This window comes from Pseudoalteromonas sp. EB27, from assembly GCF_001974875.1.
Classification (GTDB): Bacteria; Pseudomonadota; Gammaproteobacteria; order Enterobacterales; family Alteromonadaceae; genus Pseudoalteromonas.
In genome coordinates this window covers 25,064-47,959 of sequence record NZ_MTQD01000022.1, presented here as the reverse complement: position 1 = coordinate 47,959, position 22,896 = coordinate 25,064, and the positions used below count along the sequence as shown (strand labels likewise).

Annotated in this window: 21 protein-coding genes; 6 read left to right on the top strand and 15 right to left on the bottom strand. The window is 38.9% G+C overall.

What is annotated here, in order from left to right; all coding sequences use genetic code 11:
- Positions 1–5: 5 nt before the first annotated feature.
- From atpH to rpmH, 15 genes are all read right to left on the bottom strand, one after another.
- On the bottom strand, positions 6–539 hold the full coding sequence (gene atpH / locus BW142_RS19610; RefSeq protein ID WP_024599967.1) for a F0F1 ATP synthase subunit delta: 534 nt from the start codon (positions 537–539) through the stop codon (positions 6–8).
- A gap of 16 nt (positions 540–555) precedes the next feature.
- Positions 556–1,026 carry a F0F1 ATP synthase subunit B gene (atpF, locus tag BW142_RS19605; RefSeq protein WP_004335264.1) on the bottom strand — a complete coding sequence of 157 codons (471 nt, stop codon included), beginning with the start codon at positions 1,024–1,026 and terminating at the stop codon, positions 556–558.
- A gap of 41 nt (positions 1,027–1,067) precedes the next feature.
- Complete coding sequence (atpE, locus tag BW142_RS19600) at positions 1,068–1,310, bottom strand: F0F1 ATP synthase subunit C (RefSeq protein WP_008112128.1); 243 nt, start codon at positions 1,308–1,310, stop codon at positions 1,068–1,070.
- 61 nt (positions 1,311–1,371) lie between these two features.
- On the bottom strand, positions 1,372–2,229 hold the full coding sequence (gene atpB / locus BW142_RS19595; RefSeq protein WP_010555143.1) for a F0F1 ATP synthase subunit A: 858 nt from the start codon (positions 2,227–2,229) through the stop codon (positions 1,372–1,374).
- A gap of 15 nt (positions 2,230–2,244) precedes the next feature.
- A complete protein-coding gene (locus BW142_RS19590) occupies positions 2,245–2,625 on the bottom strand; it encodes an ATP synthase subunit I (protein WP_007585983.1) in 381 nt (126 codons plus the stop codon).
- A 142-nt stretch (positions 2,626–2,767) separates the two neighbouring features.
- Positions 2,768–3,694 carry a ParB/RepB/Spo0J family partition protein gene (locus BW142_RS19585; RefSeq protein ID WP_076926043.1) on the bottom strand — a complete coding sequence of 309 codons (927 nt, stop codon included), beginning with the start codon at positions 3,692–3,694 and terminating at the stop codon, positions 2,768–2,770.
- 20 nt (positions 3,695–3,714) lie between these two features.
- Positions 3,715–4,500 carry a ParA family protein gene (locus BW142_RS19580; RefSeq protein ID WP_004335235.1) on the bottom strand — a complete coding sequence of 262 codons (786 nt, stop codon included), beginning with the start codon at positions 4,498–4,500 and terminating at the stop codon, positions 3,715–3,717.
- 14 nt (positions 4,501–4,514) lie between these two features.
- Entirely contained in the window at positions 4,515–5,135 is a 621-nt protein-coding gene (rsmG, locus tag BW142_RS19575) for a 16S rRNA (guanine(527)-N(7))-methyltransferase RsmG (protein ID WP_007377658.1), read from the bottom strand.
- 15 nt (positions 5,136–5,150) lie between these two features.
- The gene (gene mnmG / locus BW142_RS19570; protein ID WP_007585991.1) at positions 5,151–7,040 is read right to left on the bottom strand and encodes a tRNA uridine-5-carboxymethylaminomethyl(34) synthesis enzyme MnmG; all 1,890 of its coding nucleotides are present in this window, start codon (positions 7,038–7,040) and stop codon (positions 5,151–5,153) included.
- Positions 7,041–7,468: 428 nt separating this feature from the next.
- A complete protein-coding gene (mioC, locus tag BW142_RS19565) occupies positions 7,469–7,918 on the bottom strand; it encodes an FMN-binding protein MioC (RefSeq protein WP_024591277.1) in 450 nt (149 codons plus the stop codon).
- A 1,105-nt stretch (positions 7,919–9,023) separates the two neighbouring features.
- Positions 9,024–10,388 (bottom strand): tRNA uridine-5-carboxymethylaminomethyl(34) synthesis GTPase MnmE, encoded by a 1,365-nt coding sequence (gene mnmE / locus BW142_RS19560; protein ID WP_076926042.1) that lies wholly within the window; start codon positions 10,386–10,388, stop codon positions 9,024–9,026.
- A 166-nt stretch (positions 10,389–10,554) separates the two neighbouring features.
- Positions 10,555–12,192, bottom strand: coding sequence for a membrane protein insertase YidC (gene yidC / locus BW142_RS19555; protein WP_076926041.1), 1,638 nt, complete (start codon positions 12,190–12,192; stop codon positions 10,555–10,557).
- 8 nt (positions 12,193–12,200) lie between these two features.
- The gene (gene yidD / locus BW142_RS19550) at positions 12,201–12,476 is read right to left on the bottom strand and encodes a membrane protein insertion efficiency factor YidD (RefSeq protein ID WP_024599961.1); all 276 of its coding nucleotides are present in this window, start codon (positions 12,474–12,476) and stop codon (positions 12,201–12,203) included.
- Positions 12,477–12,605: 129 nt separating this feature from the next.
- Positions 12,606–13,028: a ribonuclease P protein component gene (gene rnpA / locus BW142_RS19545; RefSeq protein WP_007584204.1), complete on the bottom strand. Its 423-nt coding sequence runs from the start codon at positions 13,026–13,028 to the stop codon at positions 12,606–12,608.
- A 7-nt stretch (positions 13,029–13,035) separates the two neighbouring features.
- Complete coding sequence (gene rpmH / locus BW142_RS19540) at positions 13,036–13,170, bottom strand: 50S ribosomal protein L34 (protein WP_004335215.1); 135 nt, start codon at positions 13,168–13,170, stop codon at positions 13,036–13,038.
- A gap of 518 nt (positions 13,171–13,688) precedes the next feature.
- Here rpmH and dnaA point away from each other — a divergent pair.
- The 6 genes from dnaA (at position 13,689) to glyS (ending at position 22,853) form a co-directional block, all read left to right on the top strand.
- A complete protein-coding gene (gene dnaA, locus BW142_RS19535) occupies positions 13,689–15,077 on the top strand; it encodes a chromosomal replication initiator protein DnaA (protein WP_010555148.1) in 1,389 nt (462 codons plus the stop codon).
- A 13-nt stretch (positions 15,078–15,090) separates the two neighbouring features.
- Positions 15,091–16,194, top strand: coding sequence for a DNA polymerase III subunit beta (gene dnaN, locus BW142_RS19530; RefSeq protein WP_076926040.1), 1,104 nt, complete (start codon positions 15,091–15,093; stop codon positions 16,192–16,194).
- Positions 16,195–16,209: 15 nt separating this feature from the next.
- Positions 16,210–17,304, top strand: coding sequence for a DNA replication/repair protein RecF (gene recF / locus BW142_RS19525; protein WP_024604765.1), 1,095 nt, complete (start codon positions 16,210–16,212; stop codon positions 17,302–17,304).
- Between the two features lie 12 nt (positions 17,305–17,316).
- Positions 17,317–19,743: a DNA topoisomerase (ATP-hydrolyzing) subunit B gene (gene gyrB / locus BW142_RS19520; RefSeq protein WP_024599958.1), complete on the top strand. Its 2,427-nt coding sequence runs from the start codon at positions 17,317–17,319 to the stop codon at positions 19,741–19,743.
- Positions 19,744–19,878: 135 nt separating this feature from the next.
- A complete protein-coding gene (gene glyQ, locus BW142_RS19515; RefSeq protein WP_007584197.1) occupies positions 19,879–20,781 on the top strand; it encodes a glycine--tRNA ligase subunit alpha in 903 nt (300 codons plus the stop codon).
- A gap of 2 nt (positions 20,782–20,783) precedes the next feature.
- Positions 20,784–22,853 carry a glycine--tRNA ligase subunit beta gene (glyS, locus tag BW142_RS19510; protein ID WP_076926039.1) on the top strand — a complete coding sequence of 690 codons (2,070 nt, stop codon included), beginning with the start codon at positions 20,784–20,786 and terminating at the stop codon, positions 22,851–22,853.
- Positions 22,854–22,896: the final 43 nt, after the last annotated feature.

Genomic DNA, 22,896 nt, shown 5'->3' with positions numbered 1-22,896 from the left:
CCCAATTACGATTGTAGTGTTGTAGCTAAGCGGCTTAATTTACCGCGAATAGTACCGTCGATTACAGTGTCGCCAGACCTAATAATAAGTCCGCCAACCACTGACGCGTCTTCACTACAATTCAGCTTAACTTTGCGTGCGAAACGTTTTTCAAGTGCCGCTACCAATGACTCTTGCTGCGCAGCAACAAGAGGAGTTGCAGAAATCACATCTACTTCGATTTCTTTATCGTATTCTGCTTTAAAATCAGCAAATAACTGTGCAACTTCAGGTAGAGCTATCAAACGTCCATTTTCAGCCATCACCTTAACTAGGTTCTGACCTTGTTCGTTGAGCTGCTCAGCACAAAGTTGAATAAATAATTCAGCTTGTGCAGTAGCTGTAGGCATACTCGCTAAAACAGATGATGCTTGCTCATTGCTGGCTACGTGGCCAGCAAAGAACAACATATCGTTCCAGCTTTCAAGAGTGCCTTTCTCAACGGCAAGTTCAAAAGCCGCTTTAGCGTATGGGCGAGCGATAGTAGTCAAATTAGACATGCTCATACCCTCCTAATTACAGCTCAGCGACAAGTTTTTCAACGATGTCACTATGTGCGGCTTGATTAATTTCACGCTCTAAAATACGTTCTGCACCAATCACTGCCAGCGTTGCTACTTGCTTACGTAGCTCTTCTGTTATGCGATTACGTTCAGACTCAACTTCAGAGTGCCCTTGAGCAATGATACTTTCACGCTCTTGCTGACCACGAAGTGTTTCTTCGTCAACAATTAGCACTGCACGTTTTTTAGCTTGATCAATGATATCAGCCGCTTGAGCTTTTGCATCTTTAAGCTGTTCAGCAGCTTTCTTTTGCGCAAGTTCTAAGTCTTTTTCGGCTCTATCAGAGGCAGCTAAACCATCTTCGATTTTTTTCTGGCGAGCTTCAATTGCACCGTTTAGTGGTGGCCATACGTATTTCATACAAAATAATACGAACACCGTAAACGCAATCAATTCACCGATAAGAGTGGCGTTTAAATTCACAACCGCTCCTCCTTAAATAGTAAGCTGTTCAAAGAATAAAATTAAAGTACGAACAACAATACCATAGCGATACCAACACCAATCATTGCTACAGCATCGATTAGACCAGCAAGGATAAACATTTTAACTTGTAGCGAAGGTGCAAGCTCAGGTTGACGCGCACATGCTTCAAGGAATTTACCGCCCATGTTACCAAAACCGATTGCAGTGCCGATTGCACCAAAACCGATTAGTAAAGCTACTGCGATGTATTTTAAGCCGTTTAATAATTCTAAAGCTTCCATTTATTTCTCCAAAGTTTCAATTGTAAAGTTAAAAGTAAAAGTAAAATTGTAAATCTAAAAATTAGTGATTATCTGAACTTGCCATGCTTAGGTATACAATAGTTAGCATCATAAATAAGAATGCTTGTAATGTAATAACTAGAATATGGAATACAGCCCAAACAAAGTGCAACGGTAGTTGCATAAAACCGATAGCGCCGATCAAGATGAAAATCAACTCACCAGCATATAAGTTACCAAACAAACGTAGTGCTAATGAAAACGGTTTAGAAACGAGTGCAATCAGTTCAAGTAATAAGTTAAATGGTATCAAAATAATTTGAACAAACATGTTATTTGAGCTGAACGGATGAAGCGTTAACTCTTTAATAAACCCGCCAATACCTTTTATTTTGATTGAAAAGCCAACCATTAGTATAAATACACCCAGCGCTAGCGCTGAAGTCATATTAATATCGGTAGTAGGTACAATTTTCATGTACACATCGTGTGAATCCATACCAAATGCAGTCTCACCAACGAAACCTGCAAGTGCTGGAATGAAATCAACTGGTATTAAATCCATTAAGTTCATTAAGAACACCCAAACGAAAATCGTTAAGGCTAATGGTGCAATAAGCTTGCTTTTACCATGGAAAGTATCGCGTACGTTGTCGCCAACAAATTCTACGATTATTTCAATAAAACACTGAAATTTCCCAGGTACACCTAGTGTTGATTTTTTAGCGGCACTACGAAAGATCCATAAAAATATAAGACCTAAACCGATAGACCATGCAAGGGTATCTATATGCCATGTCCAGAATCCACTGTCCGTACATGCTTTATTGAAGGCGAGACCTGTATCGGTCGAACACATCTTAGCATTGGTCAAATGGTGCTGGATATGGCCAGATAGAGTAACTTCTTCTGCTGCCATGTTATATCCCAAAAGTTAATGTTTAAAAAAAACGGGTGCGAACAATCCAGTAAAGAGCGCCAGTATATAAGTACTAAAAAAGGGTAATAAAATTACCGGAAAATGCTTCAGTACTAGCGCAAACAATACAATTGTTAGCATAAACTTTAATCCGTTGCCGCGTTTCAACGAGGCATACGCTTGATTTGCTCGACTTGCACCCATATATCTGAATGCATAAAGTGCAAATACAAAGTGCGGAAGTACTGCTACAGCTCCACCAGCGAGTGATGAAAGCGAGGCATTGACTCCCGAACTAAAAAAAATAATTACAGCAGCAACTAATGCTACAACACCCTGAAGGCAAATTAACTTTAATACGGCAAGTCGATATGGACTCGCTAACTTATCAGTCACGTTTAGTTAACCTTTATTGCGTTCTAATTGTTAGGGTGTGAAAACTGGCGAAATTATACTTAATCCTGCCAGTTTTGCAACTTGAGTAGATGCTTTGTAACACGAAATAGCTACAAATGTCCCTTTTTAGACATGTAGAAAACTAATGGTGGGTATTGTCGTGATTGATACGATTTAAAATGCCGTCAAGTTCATCTAGGTTAGTATATGAAATAACCAGTTTACCTTTGCCTTTTTTATTATAGTTAATCTCTACTTTAGCACCTAGATTTTCAGCGAGTTGTTGTTCTAACTGCTTAACATCTGGATCTTTTTCGGTTATTTCTTTGGCAGGTAAAGGTTCTAAAATTGAACGTACGAGCTTTTCAGTTTCTCGAACTGTTAATGCTTTAGCTACAGCTAAACGAGCAGCATCTGACTGCGCTTCACCTTCAAGGGCTAACAGGCAACGAGCATGGCCCATTTCAATATCGCCATGTTCTAACAGAATTTTTACATCACTATTTAAGTTATTTAAACGCAGTAAATTAGTTACAGTCGTACGTGATTTACCCACCGCATCTGCTACTTGCTGATGTGTTAATTCAAATTCTATTAGTAAACGATTAAGTGCAACTGCTTCTTCCATGGCATTTAAATCTTCACGCTGAATATTTTCTATCAGTGCAATCGCAACGGCAGCTTCATCAGGTACATCTTTAATAATACAAGGCACTGTTTCAAGCTTAGCTATTTGCGCTGCGCGCCAGCGACGTTCACCAGCAATAATTTCAAAGCTATTATGTGCAATAGGGCGCACAACAATAGGTTGAATAATACCTTGTGAGCGAATAGAACTAGCAAGCTCTTCTAGCGCCTCTTCAGACATGTCTTTACGAGGTTGGTATTTACCAGAGTGTAAAAACTCTATTGGAAGTTTTTGTAATTCACTGTTATTTGGCCCAGCTGCATTTTTTACAGCTTCAGTCACGTTTGATGTGTCTTGTTCCTTGCTTGCGCTCGGTGCAGGCTTTGACGAACTTAAAAGTGCATCGAGTCCTCGGCCTAAACCTCGTTTTTTAGCAGACATGTTATTTTTTTACCTCAAAGTTAGGCGACAACGGACGCTGTTTTTTCTTTTCTGCGTAACATTTCACCAGCGAGTGCTAAATATGCTTTAGCGCCACTTGATGCCCGGTCATAGTACATAGCAGGAGTACCAAAACTAGGTGCTTCAGCTAAACGAACATTACGCGGGATCACCGTACGGTATACTTTATCGCCAAAATGTTGTTTTAATTGTTCTGATACATCATTTGCCAAACGGTTACGCGGGTCGTACATAGTACGAAGTATGCCTTCAATTTGTAAACTAGGATTCACTAACTTAGCAAGCTGCGTAATCGTATCCATTAATGCGGTTAACCCTTCAAGTGCATAATACTCACACTGCATTGGCACTAAAATAGAATCAGCTGCGGCCATTGCATTAACAGTTAACATATTTAGAGAGGGTGGACAGTCGATAAAAATAAATTCGTACTGGTCCTGAATTTTTTCAAGTGCGTTACGTAAACGCACTTCACGGGCAAATAATTCCATCAATTTAACTTCTGCAGCGGTTACATCACCGTTTGCAGCAATCATATGGTATTCACCAGACGTTTCTTTGATGATAACGTCTTCTATAGGTTTATCTTCAATAAGTAAGTCGTAAATAGTTGGCACGTCGCCATACTTATCTACGCCACTACCCATAGTCGCATTACCTTGCGGATCGAGATCAATTAACAGCACTTTACGTTTCGTTGCAGCCATAGACGCAGCGAGGTTAACAGCGGTTGTAGTTTTACCCACTCCACCTTTTTGATTTGCTAATGCGATGACTTTTGCCACGGTGTCTCTGATCCCTAGTCTTTAGAAAGAATAATTAAATGTCGTTGTGCATCTAACTTAGGTACTTCTAATGCAATTTTTTGCTCAAACTTAACGCCTGCAGGTAGTGACTCTAGCTCTTCGCTAGGGAACACGCCTTTAAGTGCTATAAATTTACCCGAATGATCGATTAAGTGCGAACACCAGTCAACCATATCTTGTAATGAAGCAAAAGCACGACTTAGTACGCCGTCTAATTTAACACTTGGTTGATATTCTTCAACTCTTGACTGAACCGGGGTTACATTATCAAGACCAAGCTCATGTTTAACATGCATTAAAAATCGTACACGTTTACCTAAGCTATCTAATAACACAAAATGTGTATTAGGTAATGCAATTGCTAATACGATACCCGGTAATCCAGGACCCGTTCCAACATCAATATAATGATGACCGGGTAAGTGAGGCGCAACAACTAAGCTATCCATAATATGCTTAATCATCATTTCTTCAGGTAAGCGTACTGAGGTTAAGTTATAAGCCTTATTCCACTTATTCAATAACTCGACGTAACGAACTAGCTGTTGCTGTTGTTTTTCTGTTAGCGCAATATCAGTTTGCGCTAACAATGTAGTTAATTGTTGCTGTAACACTATGTACCCTTACCGTTACGCGGATTTGCGTAATAAGCCTTGCTTCTTCAGATACACTAATAATAGCGAAATCGCCGCTGGGGTGATACCAGAAATACGCGATGCTTGACCAATAGTGTCAGGACGCGACTCAATAAGCTTGGCAACTACCTCATTTGACAAACCAGATACGGTTTTATAATCAAACTCTTTTGGTAAAATTGTTTGCTCATGACGAAGCTGTTTGTTGATCTCATCTTGTTGACGCGCAATGTAACCTGCGTACTTAGTATGGATCTCAACTTGTTCAAGTGCCGCTTTGTTTGTAAATTCAGATCCTAATCCTTCTATAGCCATAAGATCGTTATAACGAATCTCTGGGCGACGAAGTAATTCTTCTAAACTTGCTTCACGTGTAAGCGGTGTTTTCAGTAATGCATTTACTTGATCTACAACGGCGTGATCTTTATGAATCCACGTATCTTTAATGCGTTGCTTCTCTTTTTCGATTACTTCCATTTTTTCGTTAAATGCCTGCCAGCGTTCGTCATTAACTAAACCTAGTTCACGGCCTTTTTCAGTTAAACGAATATCAGCATTATCTTCACGAAGTAATAAACGGTATTCGGCACGACTGGTAAACATGCGGTATGGTTCTTTTGTACCCAATGTTGCTAAGTCGTCGATTAATACACCCACGTAAGCTTCATCACGACGTGGTGTCCAAGAATCTTTGCCTTGTACTTTTAGTGCAGCATTCATACCTGCAATTAAGCCTTGTGCACCCGCTTCTTCATAGCCGGTAGTACCGTTAATTTGACCCGCAAAAAATAAACCTTCAATAAATTTAGTTTCTAAAGATTGTTTTAAATCACGTGGATCAAAGTAATCATATTCAATTGCGTAACCAGGTCGACAAATATGTGCATTTTCAAAACCTGTAATCGATTGCACAATTTCAAGTTGTACATCAAACGGTAAACTAGTCGAAATACCATTTGGGTATAATTCGTATGATGTTAAACCTTCAGGCTCAACAAATATTTGATGTTTATCTTTATCTGCAAAACGAACAATTTTATCTTCAATTGAAGGGCAGTATCGTGGACCAATACCTTCAATAACACCTGAGTACATAGGTGAGCGATGTAAGTTTTTACGAATAACATCATGTGTTTTTTCGTTTGTGTAAGTTATGTAACACGGTATCTGTTGTGGGTGATCTGATTGTTTACCCATAAACGAAAACACAGGAGTTGGTGTATCACCTGGCTGTGCTTCCATTTTTGTAAAATCAACAGTACGTGCATCAATACGTGGAGGTGTACCTGTTTTTAAACGATCAACTCTAAATGGATGTTCACGTAAGCGATCAGCTAAAGCGATTGAAGGAGGATCGCCTGCACGACCGCCTTTATAATTTTCTAAACCAATATGAATTAAGCCGCCTAAAAAAGTACCCACGGTTAAAACAACACTTGGTGCACTAAAACGTAAACCCATTTGAGTTACTACGCCAGTAACACGATCGTTTTCAACAATAAGATCGTCGCATGATTGTTGAAAAATCTTAAGGTTATCTTGGTTTTGTAATGTTGTTTGAATAGCCGCTTTGTACAAAGCGCGATCTGCTTGTGCTCGAGTAGCACGAACAGCAGGTCCTTTTGAAGAATTTAGTGTACGAAATTGGATCCCGCCTTTATCAATGGCCTGTGCCATTGCACCACCAAGTGCGTCGATCTCTTTTACCAAATGACCTTTGCCAATCCCACCAATTGCTGGGTTGCAAGACATTTGACCAAGGGTATCCATATTGTGAGTCAGTAGCAGGGTATTCATCCCCATACGGGCAGCTGCTAATGCGGCTTCAGTGCCAGCATGTCCACCACCTACTACGATAACGTCAAAATTTTCGTGAAAAATCATTAATGGGATCCTACTTAAATCAAACCGGTAAACTTCAAAAGGGAGCGTATTCTACCTAGAAATTGGCAGAAGATAAATGATTAAACAAAGGGCAAGATCTAAGTATGTGATCTCTAATAATATAAAGGATCTTTTAAAGAGATCTTTTATTACTATTACTACTACTGATCGACTTTTCTGTTGATAAGGTTTAGATCTTCATTTAAAACATGAAATTAGATCAGATCTAAAGGTGTTAATATGATCGGATCATCCAGCAAATAAGCTCTGATCAAAAAGGCACTTTATGCACAGGGTTGAATCAGTTGGATCTTATCCAATGGATAAGCATGCTTTAAAACGCAGTTTATTCAATCTTTATCCACAAAATCTATTAAATTATTAGTAAATTGTGGGTAACTTTATATATAACTTTTTACTTGATCTATCTATTTTATGCCTGTTTGAGCTATCCAAGAGTCTAACCATGTTAATGCAGTGTCTTCTGGTAGTGCTTCATCGAGAATATTAAGCTCTAAACGTTCTGCTACTTTTATAGCGCCTTTTTGAGTTAATAAGGCATCTATATTACGTCCTGCTAGGTTGTAAGTATCATAACTAGTGTCGCCTAAAGCGATTACTGAATATTTTAATTCAGATAAATCATCTGCTTGAGTTACATCTTCAACAAAACTAATAAGATTTTCAGGGTAATCACCTGCACCATAAGTTGATGTGCAGATTAACCAAATGGTATTTTGCTGATCAATATCGCTAAATTCAGGTTGATCATGTAGTTGTGTAGTAATACCAAGGTTATTAAGCGCGTCGCTTAATTGCTCTGCAACATACTCGGCCGATCCCATTTGGCTGCCGACAATAAGATTTACTGAACTCATGAATATTATTGATCACATTGGTTTTAATTACCGCCTATGATAACTGAGTGAGGATAACAGTAAAGTTAAGAGTGCTTTTTTGTATAACTATTTTTGCGGTAATTTTACACTCAATCAAAATTGTGCCTTTAAGTTATTGATAATGCGATGTTTAACAAATTATCTTTAAATGTAATCTTCTGATCAAGTTGTTGATAACAGTGGGGAAAGCTCTGCTTAAAGTGTTTTTTTAGGTTGTTTTATATTCGCTAAGTTATTGATATTACTTATCAGTAAAAATTAAATTGTAAATATCCCAATTAAAAATACTTGTTGATCATAATGTGGATATAAAGCCTGTTGATAACCTTTAATTTAGATCGAAAATAATTTTTAAAAATGATCTAATAAAGCAGATCTAATGAAATTAATTAAAAATAAGTTCATAAATAGATAAATTTCAATTGAACATGAGGTTTTTGCGGCTGATTTACCTAATTTTGGTATTTATCTGAGTTGAAAATTAGATATTGTGGATAAGTGATCTCGGTATTTTTAATTTTATGCGAATTTAGAGCTGCTATTTTTATTAATTTTGCTAGTGGAGTTAGCAGGTCAAAAGTTTTGAATACTTAACAGTTGAGTTATTTTATTTAAAAATCACAGTGATTATCAAATTACATGTTGTCAAAAGTAAGCTTTTTAGAGTACTAATCAGTATTTTTTAGCTATTTAATTGAGCGAATAACATCATTTTTTGCGTGTATGAGATGTGTTTTAGTGCATTTTTGTGAGCTAAAGTAAGTATAAGAAAGTCATTAATAACTACTTTTTGTATCAAGTATAACGCTATTAAAGCGTACGCTTATTTGAAAATGCATCGGTTTTAGCCTTAATAATAGGTATAATTTGTGCTATTAATTCCCTCAATAAGCATTCTTATTATTGTCTAATCTATATAATCAGGCCTCTCTTAGCACGTAATAAAGGTAGCTTTTGATATGATTTTATTGACAGTAACTCGCAGTTATTAGGTGTATAAATACATATTTTAAAATGAAATATTTTACATAAAAAAAGAGCACCTAAGTGCTCTTATAATAAAAATATATCTGTAATAGTGTGTTTATTTACCAATACAAAACGAGCTAAATATTTTGCCAAGTAAGTCGTCTGAGGTAAATTCACCGGTTATTTCGTTTAAATACTGCTGTGTTAAACGCAGTTCTTCAGCGAGTATTTCACCAGCAATGTGCATTTCTAACTGTGTTTTACCCGTTTCTAAATGATACGCAGCACTTTCTAGTGCATCTAAATGACGGCGACGGGCCATAAAGCCACCTTCTGTTGCGCCTTGGAAGCCTATACAAGTTTTTAAATGCTCGCGAACGAGTTCAATGCCGTCAGCATTTTTAGCACTTAAGCTAATGACTGGGTATTGTTGCTCTTGCTCCATTCCTACTATGTCGCCAGATAAATCAGCTTTATTTCTGATGACCGTAACCCCCATACCTTCTGGTAATTTTGCCATAAATTCAGGCCAAATTTTGTGCGGGTCAGTATCTATAGTATCAGTGCCATCAAGCATAAATAAAACGCGATCGGCTTGGTTTATTTCATCCCACGCACGCTCAATACCTATTTGCTCTACTCTGTCTGGGCTTTCGCGTAGGCCTGCTGTATCTATAATATGCAGTGGCATACCATCTATATGTATATGCTCTCGTAGTACGTCCCGAGTGGTACCGGCTATTTCTGTTACGATTGCGGCTTCACGACCGGCTAGAGCGTTAAGCAGGCTTGATTTACCCGCATTAGGGCGGCCTGCAATAACAACACGCATACCTTCGCGCATTATGCTGCCTTGCTTGGCTTGATTGGTTACAGTGTTAAGCTGAGTAATAATAGCGTCTAAGTCGCCTGACACTTTACCATCTGATAAAAAATCAATTTCTTCATCAGGAAAATCTATTGCCGCTTCTACATACATACGTAAGTGAATTACTTTTTCTACGAGTGTTTCTATGTGCTTAGAAAATTCACCTTGGAGAGACTGTAGGGCGCTTTTAGCGGCTTGCTCGCTAGTGGCATTAATTAAGTCGGCGATGGCTTCTGCTTGTGTTAAATCAAGCTTATCATTCATAAATGCACGTTCAGAAAACTCACCAGGCTTTGCTAAACGAACGCCCTCTATTTTACTAATTTCTTTAAGTAACATATCCAGCACTACAGGGCCGCCATGGCCTTGTAATTCAAGTACGTCTTCACCAGTGAATGAGTTTGGGCCTGCAAAGTAAATGGCAATACCTTGATCAAGTTGCTCGCCAGCAAGGCTTTTAAATGGCACATAATCGGCGTAGCGGACTTTAGGTATTTTACCTACTACTTTTTCGGCGACACTTTTAGCAAGGCTACCTGAAACGCGAATAATACCAACACCACCACGTCCAGGTGCTGTTGCTTGTGCTGCAATTGTATCTTGATTGATCATGCTATTAATTTACCAACGGTGAGTAACTTTATGCCCGTATTGTAACCTATCGATTTATTGGTAGCGAATAGCTGTGGTGAAAAACAGGCAATAAAAAAGGCGACCGAAGTCGCCTTTATATAAGTAATATACTCAAACCATCTTGATGTGGCTTGGGTATAGGCAATTAGCCTCTTACTTTAATTCCTTTCTTTTCCATGCCACGGTAGATGATTAACATCTGGACAATAGAAATAAGGTTAGACACTAACCAGTAAAGAACTAAACCAGATGGGAACCATAAGAAGAATACAGAGAAGATAACCGGCATAAAGGTCATCATTTTTTGCTGCATTGGATCAGTAACCGTCATAGGTTGTAGCTTTTGCGTCACAAACATACTCGCACCAAATAATATCGGTAATACGTAGTACGGGTCTTGTGCAGAAAGGTCAGTTAACCAAAAAATAAATTCAGCATGGCGAAGTTCAGTAGACTCTAAGAATACGTAGAACAAGGCTAAGAAAATTGGCATTTGTAGCAAAATAGGGAAACAGCCACCCATAGGGTTAACTTTTTCTTTCTTGTACATTTCCATAGTTGCTTGGCCGAACTTTTGACGGTCATCACCAAACTTTTCTTTAAGAGCTGCCATTTTAGGCTGTAGGGCACGCATTTTTGCCATTGAAGTGTATTGCGCTTTAGTTAGCGGGTACATTAACGATTTTACGATAATAGTGATTGCAATAATTGCTACACCCCAGTTACCTAAAATGCTGTGTAACCATTTTAGCAATACAAATAAAGGTTGCGAAATAAACCATAACCAACCGTAATCTACAGTTAAGTCTAGGTCTGGGTGAATCGCTTCAAGAATATCTGATTCTTTCGGGCCCATATAATAAGTAGCAGTTAGTGTTTGCTCACTACCTGCTTGAATATTAACAGCAGGGTCTTTAGCACCAATAATAGCGGCATTACTTTTCGTAATTAAGCTATAAATAGTATTTGATTGATCCTGCATTGGAACCCAAGCACTTACAAAGTAATGCTGTATAAATGCAACGTAGCCACCTTGTGTGCTTTTATTTAGGTTTTTATCAGCCATATCAGAAAAACTATACTTTTCGTAAGGTTCTTCATCAGTACCGTATGCAGCACCTAAATAGTTTTGATCAACCATGCTGCCTTTTTCTTGTACAGTACGCTTAATTTGCGTGTATAGCTGAACTTGAAGAGGTGTGCTGGTGGTGTTGTTAATTTTGTATTCTAAGCCTACGTCATACTGACCTTTTTTGAATACATACGTTTTAGTAAAACTAACACCATTACTATCAGTAAACTGAAGTGGAACGCGAAGCACATCACCCGTTAAGGTATATGACTTTTGTTCGGTACTATAAGTAGGGCGACCATTCGCTGATCCGTCAGGGCCATTTAAACCAATTAAGCCACTTTGTGAAAAGTATTGTCTACCTTCAATAAGCTCACCAAGGAGCATATAAGGCGTTTCACTGCCTTTTGTCTCTTCGTATTGAAGAAGGTCTGTTTCAACAATGTCACCGCCTTTGGTGTCAATTTTAACTTTAAAAACGTCAGTTGTAATTTCAATAACTGAACGCTTAGCTAAAGTTGCTGAAGCAGGTAACTCTGAATCTGATGATGAAGGAATATAATCATCCGACTCTGGTGAATTTGCTTGTAGTGTTTGTGTTGTGGCACTTGGATCGACTTTAGGCTTGTTGTAATCATTATCCCATTCTTGGAACAATAAAAACGACACTAGCATTAGGCCAATTAATAAAAACGTGCGTTGCGATTCCATAACAGCTCTTATTTCTCGTGTTGGTGGTTAATATGGGTTAATTTTTCAGGAACGGGGTCGTCTCCGCCTGAATGTAAAGGATGGCATTTTAGTATGCGTTTTAAAGCTAACCAACTACCTTTTATAAACCCATGCAAATTAATTGCTTGAATTGCATAACTAGAGCAGGTTGGATTAAAACGACAATGCGGACCTAACAGCGGGCTAATCCACTTTTGATAACCGCGGATAAATAACACTAAACAAAACTTCGGTAAAGCAACAAGTGGTTTAAGTAACCTCATGATGTTTATGCCCCTACTTAAGTTTAGTGAGATAGATATCATGTGTTTAAAGACTCAATTAGAAAATTTAAATGCATGATTAAAAGGTGAGCTAAAGATACATTAATTAACCCTGCAATTCTATTGCAATTAGGTTTGTTTATTAGATTTAGCTGATTTGTTTGGGCGTTTCTTAAAAGGTGGCGGTTTAGGTGCACCTGGTTTACAGCGTTCGTTAATTTTTCGCCATAATTTAGTAAGTTGTTTGGTTATTTCTTCATTAGACTGCTCATCAATACCATTTTTGACCATAAGCACAATATCAATATTATCGATGCTGTGTTGATTTAAACGAAAACTTTCGCGAGCGAGACGTTTAATACGGTTTCGTTGGCATGCCTTTTTTACACGTTTTTTAGCAACAGTAAGACCTAACCGAGGTTTTTCTTGGTCATTTGGTTTAGCTAATAGAGTAAAGAAAGGAGTTGCAGCCCGAGCGGGTTCATTAAATATGCGAGAGTAATGCGAGGGAGTTAACAGACGTAACTCCCTGCCAAAGCTAAAGTCTTCCACTTATAAATTAAGCAGAAAGAACTTTGCGGCCTTTAGCGCGGCGACGTGCTAATACTTTACGGCCATTTACAGTTGCCATGCGAGCACGGAAGCCGTGTGCACGTTTGCGTTTTAAAACGCTAGGTTGAAAAGTTCTTTTCATAACAATCTCATCCGATCGGTTAAAGTTAAAACATCCTATACAGGTCGCGATCCTGGCATAGGTGCCATTGCGAGCGCGAGATATTATAGAGTAAGTAATGTAAAGTCAATCATAATTACGTTAAGGGTATATAACCCACCTACTACTATATGAGAGATCATGTAAGGCGATCTGTTAGGATCATCATAAATAAGAAGTTTTCCACAGCCCTTGTATAAAAAGTGAATAAAAGCAGGGGAAAAGTAAATTGGATCGTAAATTTGGTTCGCGATCTTGGTGTTATTTTGTTATGATCTCCTCTCAGGATCTAAAATAAAAACTGTTTTAAATCAGCTTGTTAATGATTTTATACATCGATATCAACAATTTTATAAAAATCAATCTTTTACTTGTGGATAAAGTGTCTTCATAATACGCGGTCTTGGGTCGCTTATTGGACCATTTGAACGTAATAAATGTATGATTTATAATCATTAATGATGTGCGGGAATAAAAATTATATCTCTGGGAGTTTAACTGTGTATCTGTCGGTTTGGCAAAGTTGTTTATATGTATTGCAAGATGAGTTGCCTTCGCAGCAATTCAGTATGTGGGTAAGACCGCTACAAGCAGAAAGTACCGAAGATACCTTGACGATTTATGCACCTAATCGCTTTGTGCTTGATTGGGTGAGAGAAAAGTACCTAAATAGAATTAACGAATTACTAGTAGAAATTTGTGGTGTTGAAGCACCAAAACTACGTTTTGATGTAGGTAGTAAACCTTTATTAAATGCACAAGCTGCACCGGTTATAGAAACTCAATCAGCACCAAGTGCACACGCTTCAGCAAAACAACAGCCTCGCGAGCAAAAGCCAGTTGTTGAACCTGCACCTAAGTCAGGTTACAAATCTAACATTAAAGAAAACTATACTTTTGATAGCTTTGTTGAAGGTAAATCAAACCAATTAGCAAAAGCTGCGGCCACACAGGTTGCCGACAATCCTGGCTCTGCTTTTAACCCTGTATTTATATATGGTGGCACTGGTTTAGGTAAAACTCACTTATTACATGCAGTAGGTAACGGCATTATGGCAAATAAGCCAGATGCTAAAATTGTTTACATGCATTCAGAACGCTTTGTTCAAGACATGGTAAAGGCACTTCAAAATAATGCGATAGAAGAATTTAAGCGTTATTACCGTAGTGTTGATGCATTGATGATTGATGATATTCAATTTTTTGCTAACAAAGAGCGTTCACAAGAAGAGTTTTTTCATACCTTTAATGCATTGCTTGAAGGTAACCAACAAATTATTTTAACTTCTGACCGTTATCCTAAAGAGATTGAAGGCGTTGAAGACAGGCTAAAATCACGTTTTGGTTGGGGATTAACAATTGCGATTGAGCCACCAGAGCTTGAAACGCGTGTTGCTATTTTGATGAAAAAAGCCCAGCAAAGTAAGATTAACTTACCACACGAAGTTGCCTTTTTTATTGCAAAAAAATTACGCTCGAATGTACGTGAATTAGAAGGTGCACTTAACCGTGTAATCGCTAATGCGAACTTTACGGGTCGTCCAATTTCTATCGACTTTGTAAAAGAAGCGCTACGCGATTTACTTGCCTTGCAAGATAAACTGGTTACCATAGACAATATTCAGCGCACTGTTGCTGAGTACTATCGAATTCGTATATCTGATCTGTTATCTAAGCGCCGCAGCCGCTCTATAGCGAGGCCGCGCCAAGTAGCTATGGCATTATCTAAAGAATTAACTAATCACAGCTTACCTGAGATTGGTGACGCATTTGGTGGACGCGATCATACGACCGTATTACATGCATGTCGTAAGATAAAATCACTACGTGACGAAAGCCACGAAATTAAAGAAGATTACCAAAATTTAATAAGAACATTGTCATCTTAGGGCTGACTTTATTATGCAAATAACAATATCAAGACAACAATTTTTAAAGCCATTGGTGCAAGTGTCTGGCGCAATAGAGCGCAAGCACACGTTGCCAATTTTATCTAACGTATTGTTAGTGGTAGAAAACGGACAACTTTCAATGACGGGTACTGACCTTGAAATTGAACTAGTTTCTGGTGTATTTGTAGGTGATGATATTGCCGATACAAAACTAACGTTACCCGCTAAAAAGTTACTCGATATTTGTAAAAGTCTACCAGATGGTTCAGACATTACTTTAAGCTTGCAAGAGCATCAATTACTTTTAACTAGTGGTAAAAGCCGTTTTTCATTAACGACTTTGTCTGCTGATGATTTTCCTAATTTAGAAGAGTGGGACGGAGAGGTTGAGTTTCAACTAACTCGTTTAGAGCTTCGTAAGTTACTCGAAAGCACGCATTTTTCAATGGCAAATCAAGACGTACGTTATTACTTAAATGGTATGTCGTTTGAAGTAGATAATACCGATATAAAAACAGTGGCGACAGATGGTCACCGTTTGGCTATAGCGCAAAAGCAATTAACGCAATCGCTTAATACTCAACGCCAACTAATTATTCCTCGCAAAGGTGTGCAAGAAATTATGCGTCTTATGGTCGCTGACGACGAATTGGTAACAATTCAGTTTGGTGCCAACCATATTCGTATCATCGATCTTGAGTTTACATTTACAAGTAAACTAGTTGATGGGCGCTTTCCTGATTACCGTCGAGTATTACCACGCGGTGGGGATAAGATAATTACAGCTAACCGCGAATGGTTACGAAATGCGTTTCAACGAGTGTCTATTTTATCTAATGAAAAGTTTCGTGGTGTACGCTTAAACTTATCAAACGGTTTATTAAAAATTACGGCTAACAACCCAGAGCAAGAACAAGCTGAAGAAGTTGTTGAAGTAAGTTACGAAGGTGCTGACCTAGAAATCGGGTTTAACGTGTCTTACGTATTAGACGTACTAAACACACTAAAAACAGAAGACGTACTATTTACATTAGCTGACTCAAATAGCAGTGCATTAATTGAAGGTGCAGGCGATGAAGAAGCAATGTATGTTGTTATGCCTATGCGTTTATAAGATTATAAATACATAATGAGCTTAAGTCATTTGAGCCTCAAATATTTTCGTAATATTGAGGCGCTGACGCTAGAACCAGTCAATGGCGTTAATATAATTTATGGTGAAAATGGCAGCGGAAAAACCAGCCTTTTAGAGGCTATTTATTACCTTTCTCACGGCAAATCTTTTCGTACTCCAAAACACAAAAGTATTATCGCGCATCAGCATGAGCAGTTTGTAATTCATGGGCGCAAAACAATTCACGACTTATCTATTCCTATTGGCATTAGCAAAACTCAAACGGGTGAAACTAATTTAAAAATCCAAGGAAAAGCGAGCCGTAAAATATCTGAACTAGCTCAACTCATGCCAGTGCAAATTATTACACCAGAGAGTTATTCCTTATTTTTTGGTGGGCCGAAAGAGCGTAGAAAGTTTTTAGATTTAGGTTTGTTCCACGTGGAACATGAGTTCTTTTTTTTGTGGCAATCGTTTAATAAAGTACTTAAACAGCGTAATGCATTGTTAAAAACTAAGCCAAAGAATTATTTTGACCAAATTAAGTTTTGGGACAAAGAATTTGTTAGACTGGCTGAAGAAATAAATAAATTAAGATTGGCGTATATAAGTAGGTTTAAGCAGCAGTTTTTTGATAAAATGTGTGCAGAATTAACGCTTGTACGTGATTTAGAAATGACCTTTAACGCAGGCTGGAAAGAGACCGAATCTCTTGCAGATGCGTTAGAGCAAAACTTTGAGCGAGATGCTCGCCAAGGGTTTACAAGTAAAGGCCCTCATAAGGCCGATTTTAGTTTTAGTGTCGCTGGCAACAGCGTGGAGAATACATTCTCACGCGGTCAATTGAAGCTATTATTGTATGCGTTAAAAGTTACGCAAAATAGCTTAATTGAGTCAGAGACAGATAAGCAATCTATATTGCTAATAGATGATCTACCTTCAGAGTTAGGCGAAGATACAAAAGAGAAAGTGGGACAATTACTTGCTCACTGCAGTTCTCAAATTTTTATCTCTTCAATTTTGTCTGAAAGTATTTCTGCTGTGGTGGAACCCATGCAACGAGAACTACAAATGTTCCACGTGAAACATGGCAACCTAATAACAAGATAAGTGGGATTAACCATGTCTGAGAATTATGACTCGTCGAGTATTAAAGTACTTAAAGGATTAGACGCAGTAAGAAAGCGTCCTGGAATGTATATTGGGGACACCGATGATGGCACAGGCTTACACCACATGGTGTTTGAGGTCGTTGATAACTCGATCGATGAAGCCTTAGCAGGTCATTGTGATGATATTTATGTAACGATTCACTTAGACGGTTCTGTCTCAGTACGAGATAACGGTCGTGGTATTCCAACTTCTATCCATGAAGAAGAAGGCGTATCAGCAGCCGAAGTTATTATGACGGTACTTCATGCCGGTGGTAAGTTTGATGATAACTCTTATAAAGTATCTGGTGGGTTACACGGTGTTGGTGTTTCTGTTGTAAATGCACTTTCAGAAAAGCTAAAACTTACAGTTCGCCGTGAAGGTAAACTTCATGAGCAGTTTTACACTATGGGCGTTCCAGATGCACCTCTAGCCGTTATTGGTGACTCTGAAACTACGGGCACTGAATTACGTTTTTGGCCAAGTGGTGAAACATTCACAAACTTAGATTTTCATTACGAAATTTTAGCTAAGCGTTTACGCGAGCTTTCATTCCTAAATTCAGGTGTGAGCATCATTTTAAATGATGAACGTGAAGAAAATAAATCTGATCACTTTAAATACGAAGGCGGTATTCAAGCTTTTGTAGAATACTTAAACCGTAATAAAACACCTATACACAAAGGTGTATTCCATTTTACTCACGAACGTGAGGAAGATGGTATTAGCGTTGAAGTATCAATGCAGTGGAATGATGCATACCAAGAAAACATTTACTGTTTCACAAATAATATTCCACAACGTGATGGTGGTACTCACTTAGCCGGTTTTAGATCAGCGCTAACACGTACACTTAATAACTACATGGAAAAGGAAGGCTTTAACAAAAAAGCTAAAACAACCAGTAATGCTACCGGTGATGATGCCCGTGAAGGCTTAACTGCTGTTGTTAGTGTTAAAGTTCCTGATCCTAAGTTCTCATCACAAACTAAAGACAAGCTAGTTTCAAGTGAAGTTAAGTCTGCAGTTGAACAAGCAATGGCTGAAAAATTCACTGAGTTTTTATTAGAAAACCCAACTGATGCCAAAATTGTTGTAGGTAAGATTATTGATGCCTCACGTGCTCGTGAAGCGGCGCGTAAAGCCCGTGAAATGACTCGTCGTAAAGGTGCAATGGACTTAGCTGGTTTACCAGGTAAGCTGGCTGATTGCCAAGAAAAAGATCCTGCCCAATCTGAACTATATATAGTGGAAGGGGACTCTGCTGGCGGATCAGCCAAGCAGGGACGTAACCGTAAAAACCAAGCTATTCTTCCACTTAAAGGTAAAATCTTAAACGTAGAAAAAGCACGTTTTGATAAAATGTTATCTTCGCAAGAAGTAGCAACACTAATTACTGCATTAGGGTGTGGTATTGGTCGTGACGAATATAATCCTGAGAAATTACGCTATCACCGTATCATCATCATGACCGATGCGGACGTGGATGGTTCTCATATTCGTACGTTACTATTAACATTCTTCTATCGTCAAATGCCTGAAATTGTAGAACGCGGCTATATTTATATTGCTCAACCACCACTTTATAAAGTGAAAAAAGGTAAGCAAGAGCGTTATATTAAAGATGACCCTGCATTAGTTGAATACCTAACATCGCTAGCTCTTAATGGTGCTGCGTTGTATGCAAGTACAGATGCACCAGCTCTTGAAGGTGAAGCACTAGAAGAAATCGTTCACGATTATCAAAACACAGTTAAAGTAATTGAGCGTTTAAAACGTAAATACCCTAACACGGTAATGGAACGCTTAATCTATCAAACAGAGTTAAAAACGGATGACCTTTCTGACGAAGCGAAAGTAATTGCTTGGACAAAAGAGTTAGTTGATGACCTAGTTGAACGTGATGAAGATGCGACTATTTTCCATGCAGGTACAGAGCATGACACTGAGCGTAATATGTATTACCCGGTTGTGAATATTCGTCAGCACGGTGTTGATAAAGCGCACGTACTTCATTATGACTTTATTGCGTCACGTGACTACCAACGCATTGCTGTGACTGGTACTCACATCGCAAACATCCTTAGTGAAGGTGCATATATTCAACGTGGTGAGAAAACAAAACCTGTTGATAACTTTGTGGATGCTTTGGAATGGTTGATCACAGAATCTAAGCGTGGGATCTATATTCAACGCTATAAAGGACTAGGCGAAATGAACCCTAGCCAGCTGTGGGAAACAACAATGGATCCTAGTGCTCGTCGTATGTTGCAAGTAACTATTGAAGATGCTGTTGGCGCGGATCAATTGTTTGCAACCTTAATGGGCGATCAAGTTGAGCCTCGTCGTGAGTTTATTGAAAATAACGCACTACGTGTAGTTAACCTAGACGTGTAAAAATATTACTTACATTGAAAAAGGAGCCTAATGGCTCCTTTTTTATTTTCTACACAAACTGCTTAAAACCTGAGTGTACACACGGTATACTAAGGGTAATTTTCACGCTACTTCTTAGATAGTAAAAAGCCAAATATGCAAAAATATGACGTAAAAACCTTTCAAGGTTTGATCCTGGCTTTACAGGATTATTGGGCGCAGCAAGGCTGTGTCATTATTCAACCACTTGATATGGAAGTGGGCGCAGGGACATTTCACCCGCAAACATTTTTAAAGTCTATTGGTCCAGAGCCAATGGCAAGTGCATACGTGCAACCGTGTCGTCGTCCTACTGATGGTCGTTACGGTGAAAACCCAAATCGCTTACAACACTACTACCAATTCCAAGTTGTTTTAAAGCCATCGCCAGATAACATCCAAGAGCTTTACTTAGGCTCTTTAGCGGCTATGGGTATCGATACACTAACTCACGAAGTTCGCTTTGTAGAAGACAACTGGGAATCACCTACGTTAGGTGCGTGGGGCCTAGGTTGGGAAATTTGGTTAAACGGCATGGAAGTAACGCAGTTTACCTACTTTCAACAAGTTGGCGGTATTGAGTGTTCACCAGTAACAGGTGAGATTACTTACGGCCTAGAGCGTTTAGCAATGTACATTCAAGGCGTAGATAGTATTTACGACCTAGTATGGGCAGACGGGCCGTTAGGGCGTGTAACCTACGGCGACGTATTCCATCAAAATGAAGTAGAGCAGTCTACTTACAATTTTGAACACGCAAACGTAGAAGACTTATTTGCTCAGTTTGATAAATGTGAAGCAGAGAGCCAAAAGTTAATTGAAGCAAACTTACCACTACCGGCTTACGAGCAAGTAATGAAAGCATCGCATGCCTTTAACTTACTAGACGCACGACACGCTATTTCGGTAACAGAACGTCAACGTTATATTTTACGCGTTCGTGCGTTATCAAAAGCGTGTGCACAAAGTTACTATGACAAACGCGAAGCGCTTGGTTTCCCGCTGTGTAAGGATAAGTAAGCATGTCAGCACAAAATTTATTAGTAGAAATTGGCACCGAAGAGTTGCCACCAAAAGCACTGCGTAAATTAGCAGAAGCTTTTGCTGCAAACTTAACTGCAGAGCTAGAAACACTCGAATTAGCACACCAAGGCGTAAGCTGGTATGCATCGCCTCGTCGTTTAGGTTTACAAGTAAAAGCGCTTGAAGCTAAGCAACAAGACAAAGAAGTTGAAAAACGTGGTCCAGCGGCTAAAGCCGCATTTGACGGTGACGGTAACCCAACAAAAGCAGCAATGGGTTGGGCGCGTGGTTGTGGTATTGAAGTAAAAGACGCACAAACACTCGAAACAGACAAAGGCGCATGGTTATTGCACATTGCTAAAGTAGCAGGGCAAGAAACCAAATCGCTAATGACAGGTGCAATTACTAAAGCGTTAGCTAAATTACCAATTCCTAAACCAATGCGTTGGGGCGCGAATAAAACACAATTTATTCGTCCTGTGCATACGGTAACTATTTTGTTTGGTGATGAGCTACTTGAAGGCGAGATCCTTGGTAAGAAAATAACTAATCAGCTTCAGGGTCATCGTTTTCATCACCCAGAAAAAATTAGCATAAACCATGCGGATGACGTTTTTGACGTACTTAAATCTGCTTACGTTATTGCCGATTACGAACAACGTAAAGCGCAAATTCGTACGCAAATAGAAGAGGCCGCAAAGGCAGTTAATGCTGTTGTTGCAATGGATGAAGATTTACTAGAAGAAGTAACATCACTTGTAGAGTGGCCAGTTACTTTAACGGCAACATTTGAAGAAGCATTTTTAGATGTACCAGCCGAAGCGTTAATCTATACCATGAAAGACGATCAAAAATATTTCCCGTTATTAGATCAAAACGGCAAACTTTTGAATAAGTTTTTGTTTGTATCTAACATAGAAAGTAAAGATCCAAGTGTAGTTATTTCTGGTAACGAAAAAGTAGTGCGCCCGCGTTTAGCGGATGCACAGTTCTTCTTTGAAACAGATAAAAAGAAAACACTAGAAAGCCGATTAGAATCGCTTGATAGCGTATTGTTCCAAAAACAACTTGGTACGCTTAAAGATAAGTCTCAGCGTATTAGTGAGCTTGCAGGTTATATTGCTGAGCAATTAGGTGCTGATAAAGTGCTAGCACAGCGTGCAGGCTTATTAAGTAAAACTGACTTAATGACAGAAATGGTAATGGAATTTACCGACGTACAAGGTGTAATGGGAATGCATTACGCTCGCCACGACGGTGAAGCCGAAGATGTAGCCATAGCGCAAAACGAGCAGTACATGCCACGCTTTGCAGGCGACAACTTACCTACAAACTTAATTAGCTGCGCAGTAGCGATTGCTGATAAGTTTGACACGCTGGTGGGTATTTTTGGTATAGGCCAAGCACCTAAAGGTGACAAAGACCCATTTGCGCTTCGTCGTGCTGCTATTGGTGCACTTCGCATTATGGTAGAAAAAGAACTACCACTTGATATTTTAGACCTAGTAGCTAAATCGCAAACATTATTTGGCGACAAGTTAACTAACTTAAATGTATCAGCTGATGTATTTGAATTTATGCTAGGGCGCTTCCGTGCTTGGTATCAAGACGAAGGGATTGAAGTAGACGTAATTCAAGCTGTGCTTGCACGTCGTCCGACTAAACCTGTTGATTTTGATCGCCGTGTTAAGGCCGTAAGTCACTTCCGCACATTAGACGCAGCAGAAGCGCTTGCAGCCGCTAATAAGCGTGTAGGTAACATTCTGGCTAAAAACGACATTACCAGCCAAGGTAGTGTTGATGAGAGCTTATTAAGCGACGACGCTGAAAAAGTATTGGCATCACAAGTAGCAAAATTTGCCACTGACCTTGCACCACTTTATGCAGACGGTAACTATCAAGAAGCATTAAGCCAATTGGCCGGTATTCGACAAAGTGTTGATAACTTTTTTGACAACGTAATGGTTATGGCCGACGATGAAGCAGTTAAGCAAAATCGTCTTGCGCTATTAAGCCAGTTAAGCGGATTGTTTTTAGGTATTGCAGATATTTCTGTTTTACAAAAATAACACCGATTAGCAATTTTAAAAGCCAGCGTTTTGCTGGCTTTTT

What these genes read in the sequence shown, in the direction of transcription:
- atpH (WP_024599967.1), bottom strand. Translation starts at nt 539, where the DNA reads ATGTCTAATTTGACTACTATCGCTCGCCCATACGCTAAAGCGGCTTTT.
- atpE (WP_008112128.1), bottom strand. Translation starts at nt 1,310, where the DNA reads ATGGAAGCTTTAGAATTATTAAACGGCTTAAAATACATCGCAGTAGCT.
- atpB (WP_010555143.1), bottom strand. Translation starts at nt 2,229, where the DNA reads ATGGCAGCAGAAGAAGTTACTCTATCTGGCCATATCCAGCACCATTTG.
- BW142_RS19585 (WP_076926043.1), bottom strand. Translation starts at nt 3,694, where the DNA reads ATGTCTGCTAAAAAACGAGGTTTAGGCCGAGGACTCGATGCACTTTTA.
- mnmG (WP_007585991.1), bottom strand. Translation starts at nt 7,040, where the DNA reads ATGATTTTTCACGAAAATTTTGACGTTATCGTAGTAGGTGGTGGACAT.
- mioC (WP_024591277.1), bottom strand. Translation starts at nt 7,918, where the DNA reads ATGAGTTCAGTAAATCTTATTGTCGGCAGCCAAATGGGATCGGCCGAG.
- mnmE (WP_076926042.1), bottom strand. Translation starts at nt 10,388, where the DNA reads ATGATCAATCAAGATACAATTGCAGCACAAGCAACAGCACCTGGACGT.
- yidC (WP_076926041.1), bottom strand. Translation starts at nt 12,192, where the DNA reads ATGGAATCGCAACGCACGTTTTTATTAATTGGCCTAATGCTAGTGTCG.
- yidD (WP_024599961.1), bottom strand. Translation starts at nt 12,476, where the DNA reads ATGAGGTTACTTAAACCACTTGTTGCTTTACCGAAGTTTTGTTTAGTG.
- rpmH (WP_004335215.1), bottom strand. Translation starts at nt 13,170, where the DNA reads ATGAAAAGAACTTTTCAACCTAGCGTTTTAAAACGCAAACGTGCACAC.
- dnaN (WP_076926040.1), top strand. Translation starts at nt 15,091, where the DNA reads ATGCAAATAACAATATCAAGACAACAATTTTTAAAGCCATTGGTGCAA.
- recF (WP_024604765.1), top strand. Translation starts at nt 16,210, where the DNA reads ATGAGCTTAAGTCATTTGAGCCTCAAATATTTTCGTAATATTGAGGCG.
- gyrB (WP_024599958.1), top strand. Translation starts at nt 17,317, where the DNA reads ATGTCTGAGAATTATGACTCGTCGAGTATTAAAGTACTTAAAGGATTA.
- glyQ (WP_007584197.1), top strand. Translation starts at nt 19,879, where the DNA reads ATGCAAAAATATGACGTAAAAACCTTTCAAGGTTTGATCCTGGCTTTA.
- glyS (WP_076926039.1), top strand. Translation starts at nt 20,784, where the DNA reads ATGTCAGCACAAAATTTATTAGTAGAAATTGGCACCGAAGAGTTGCCA.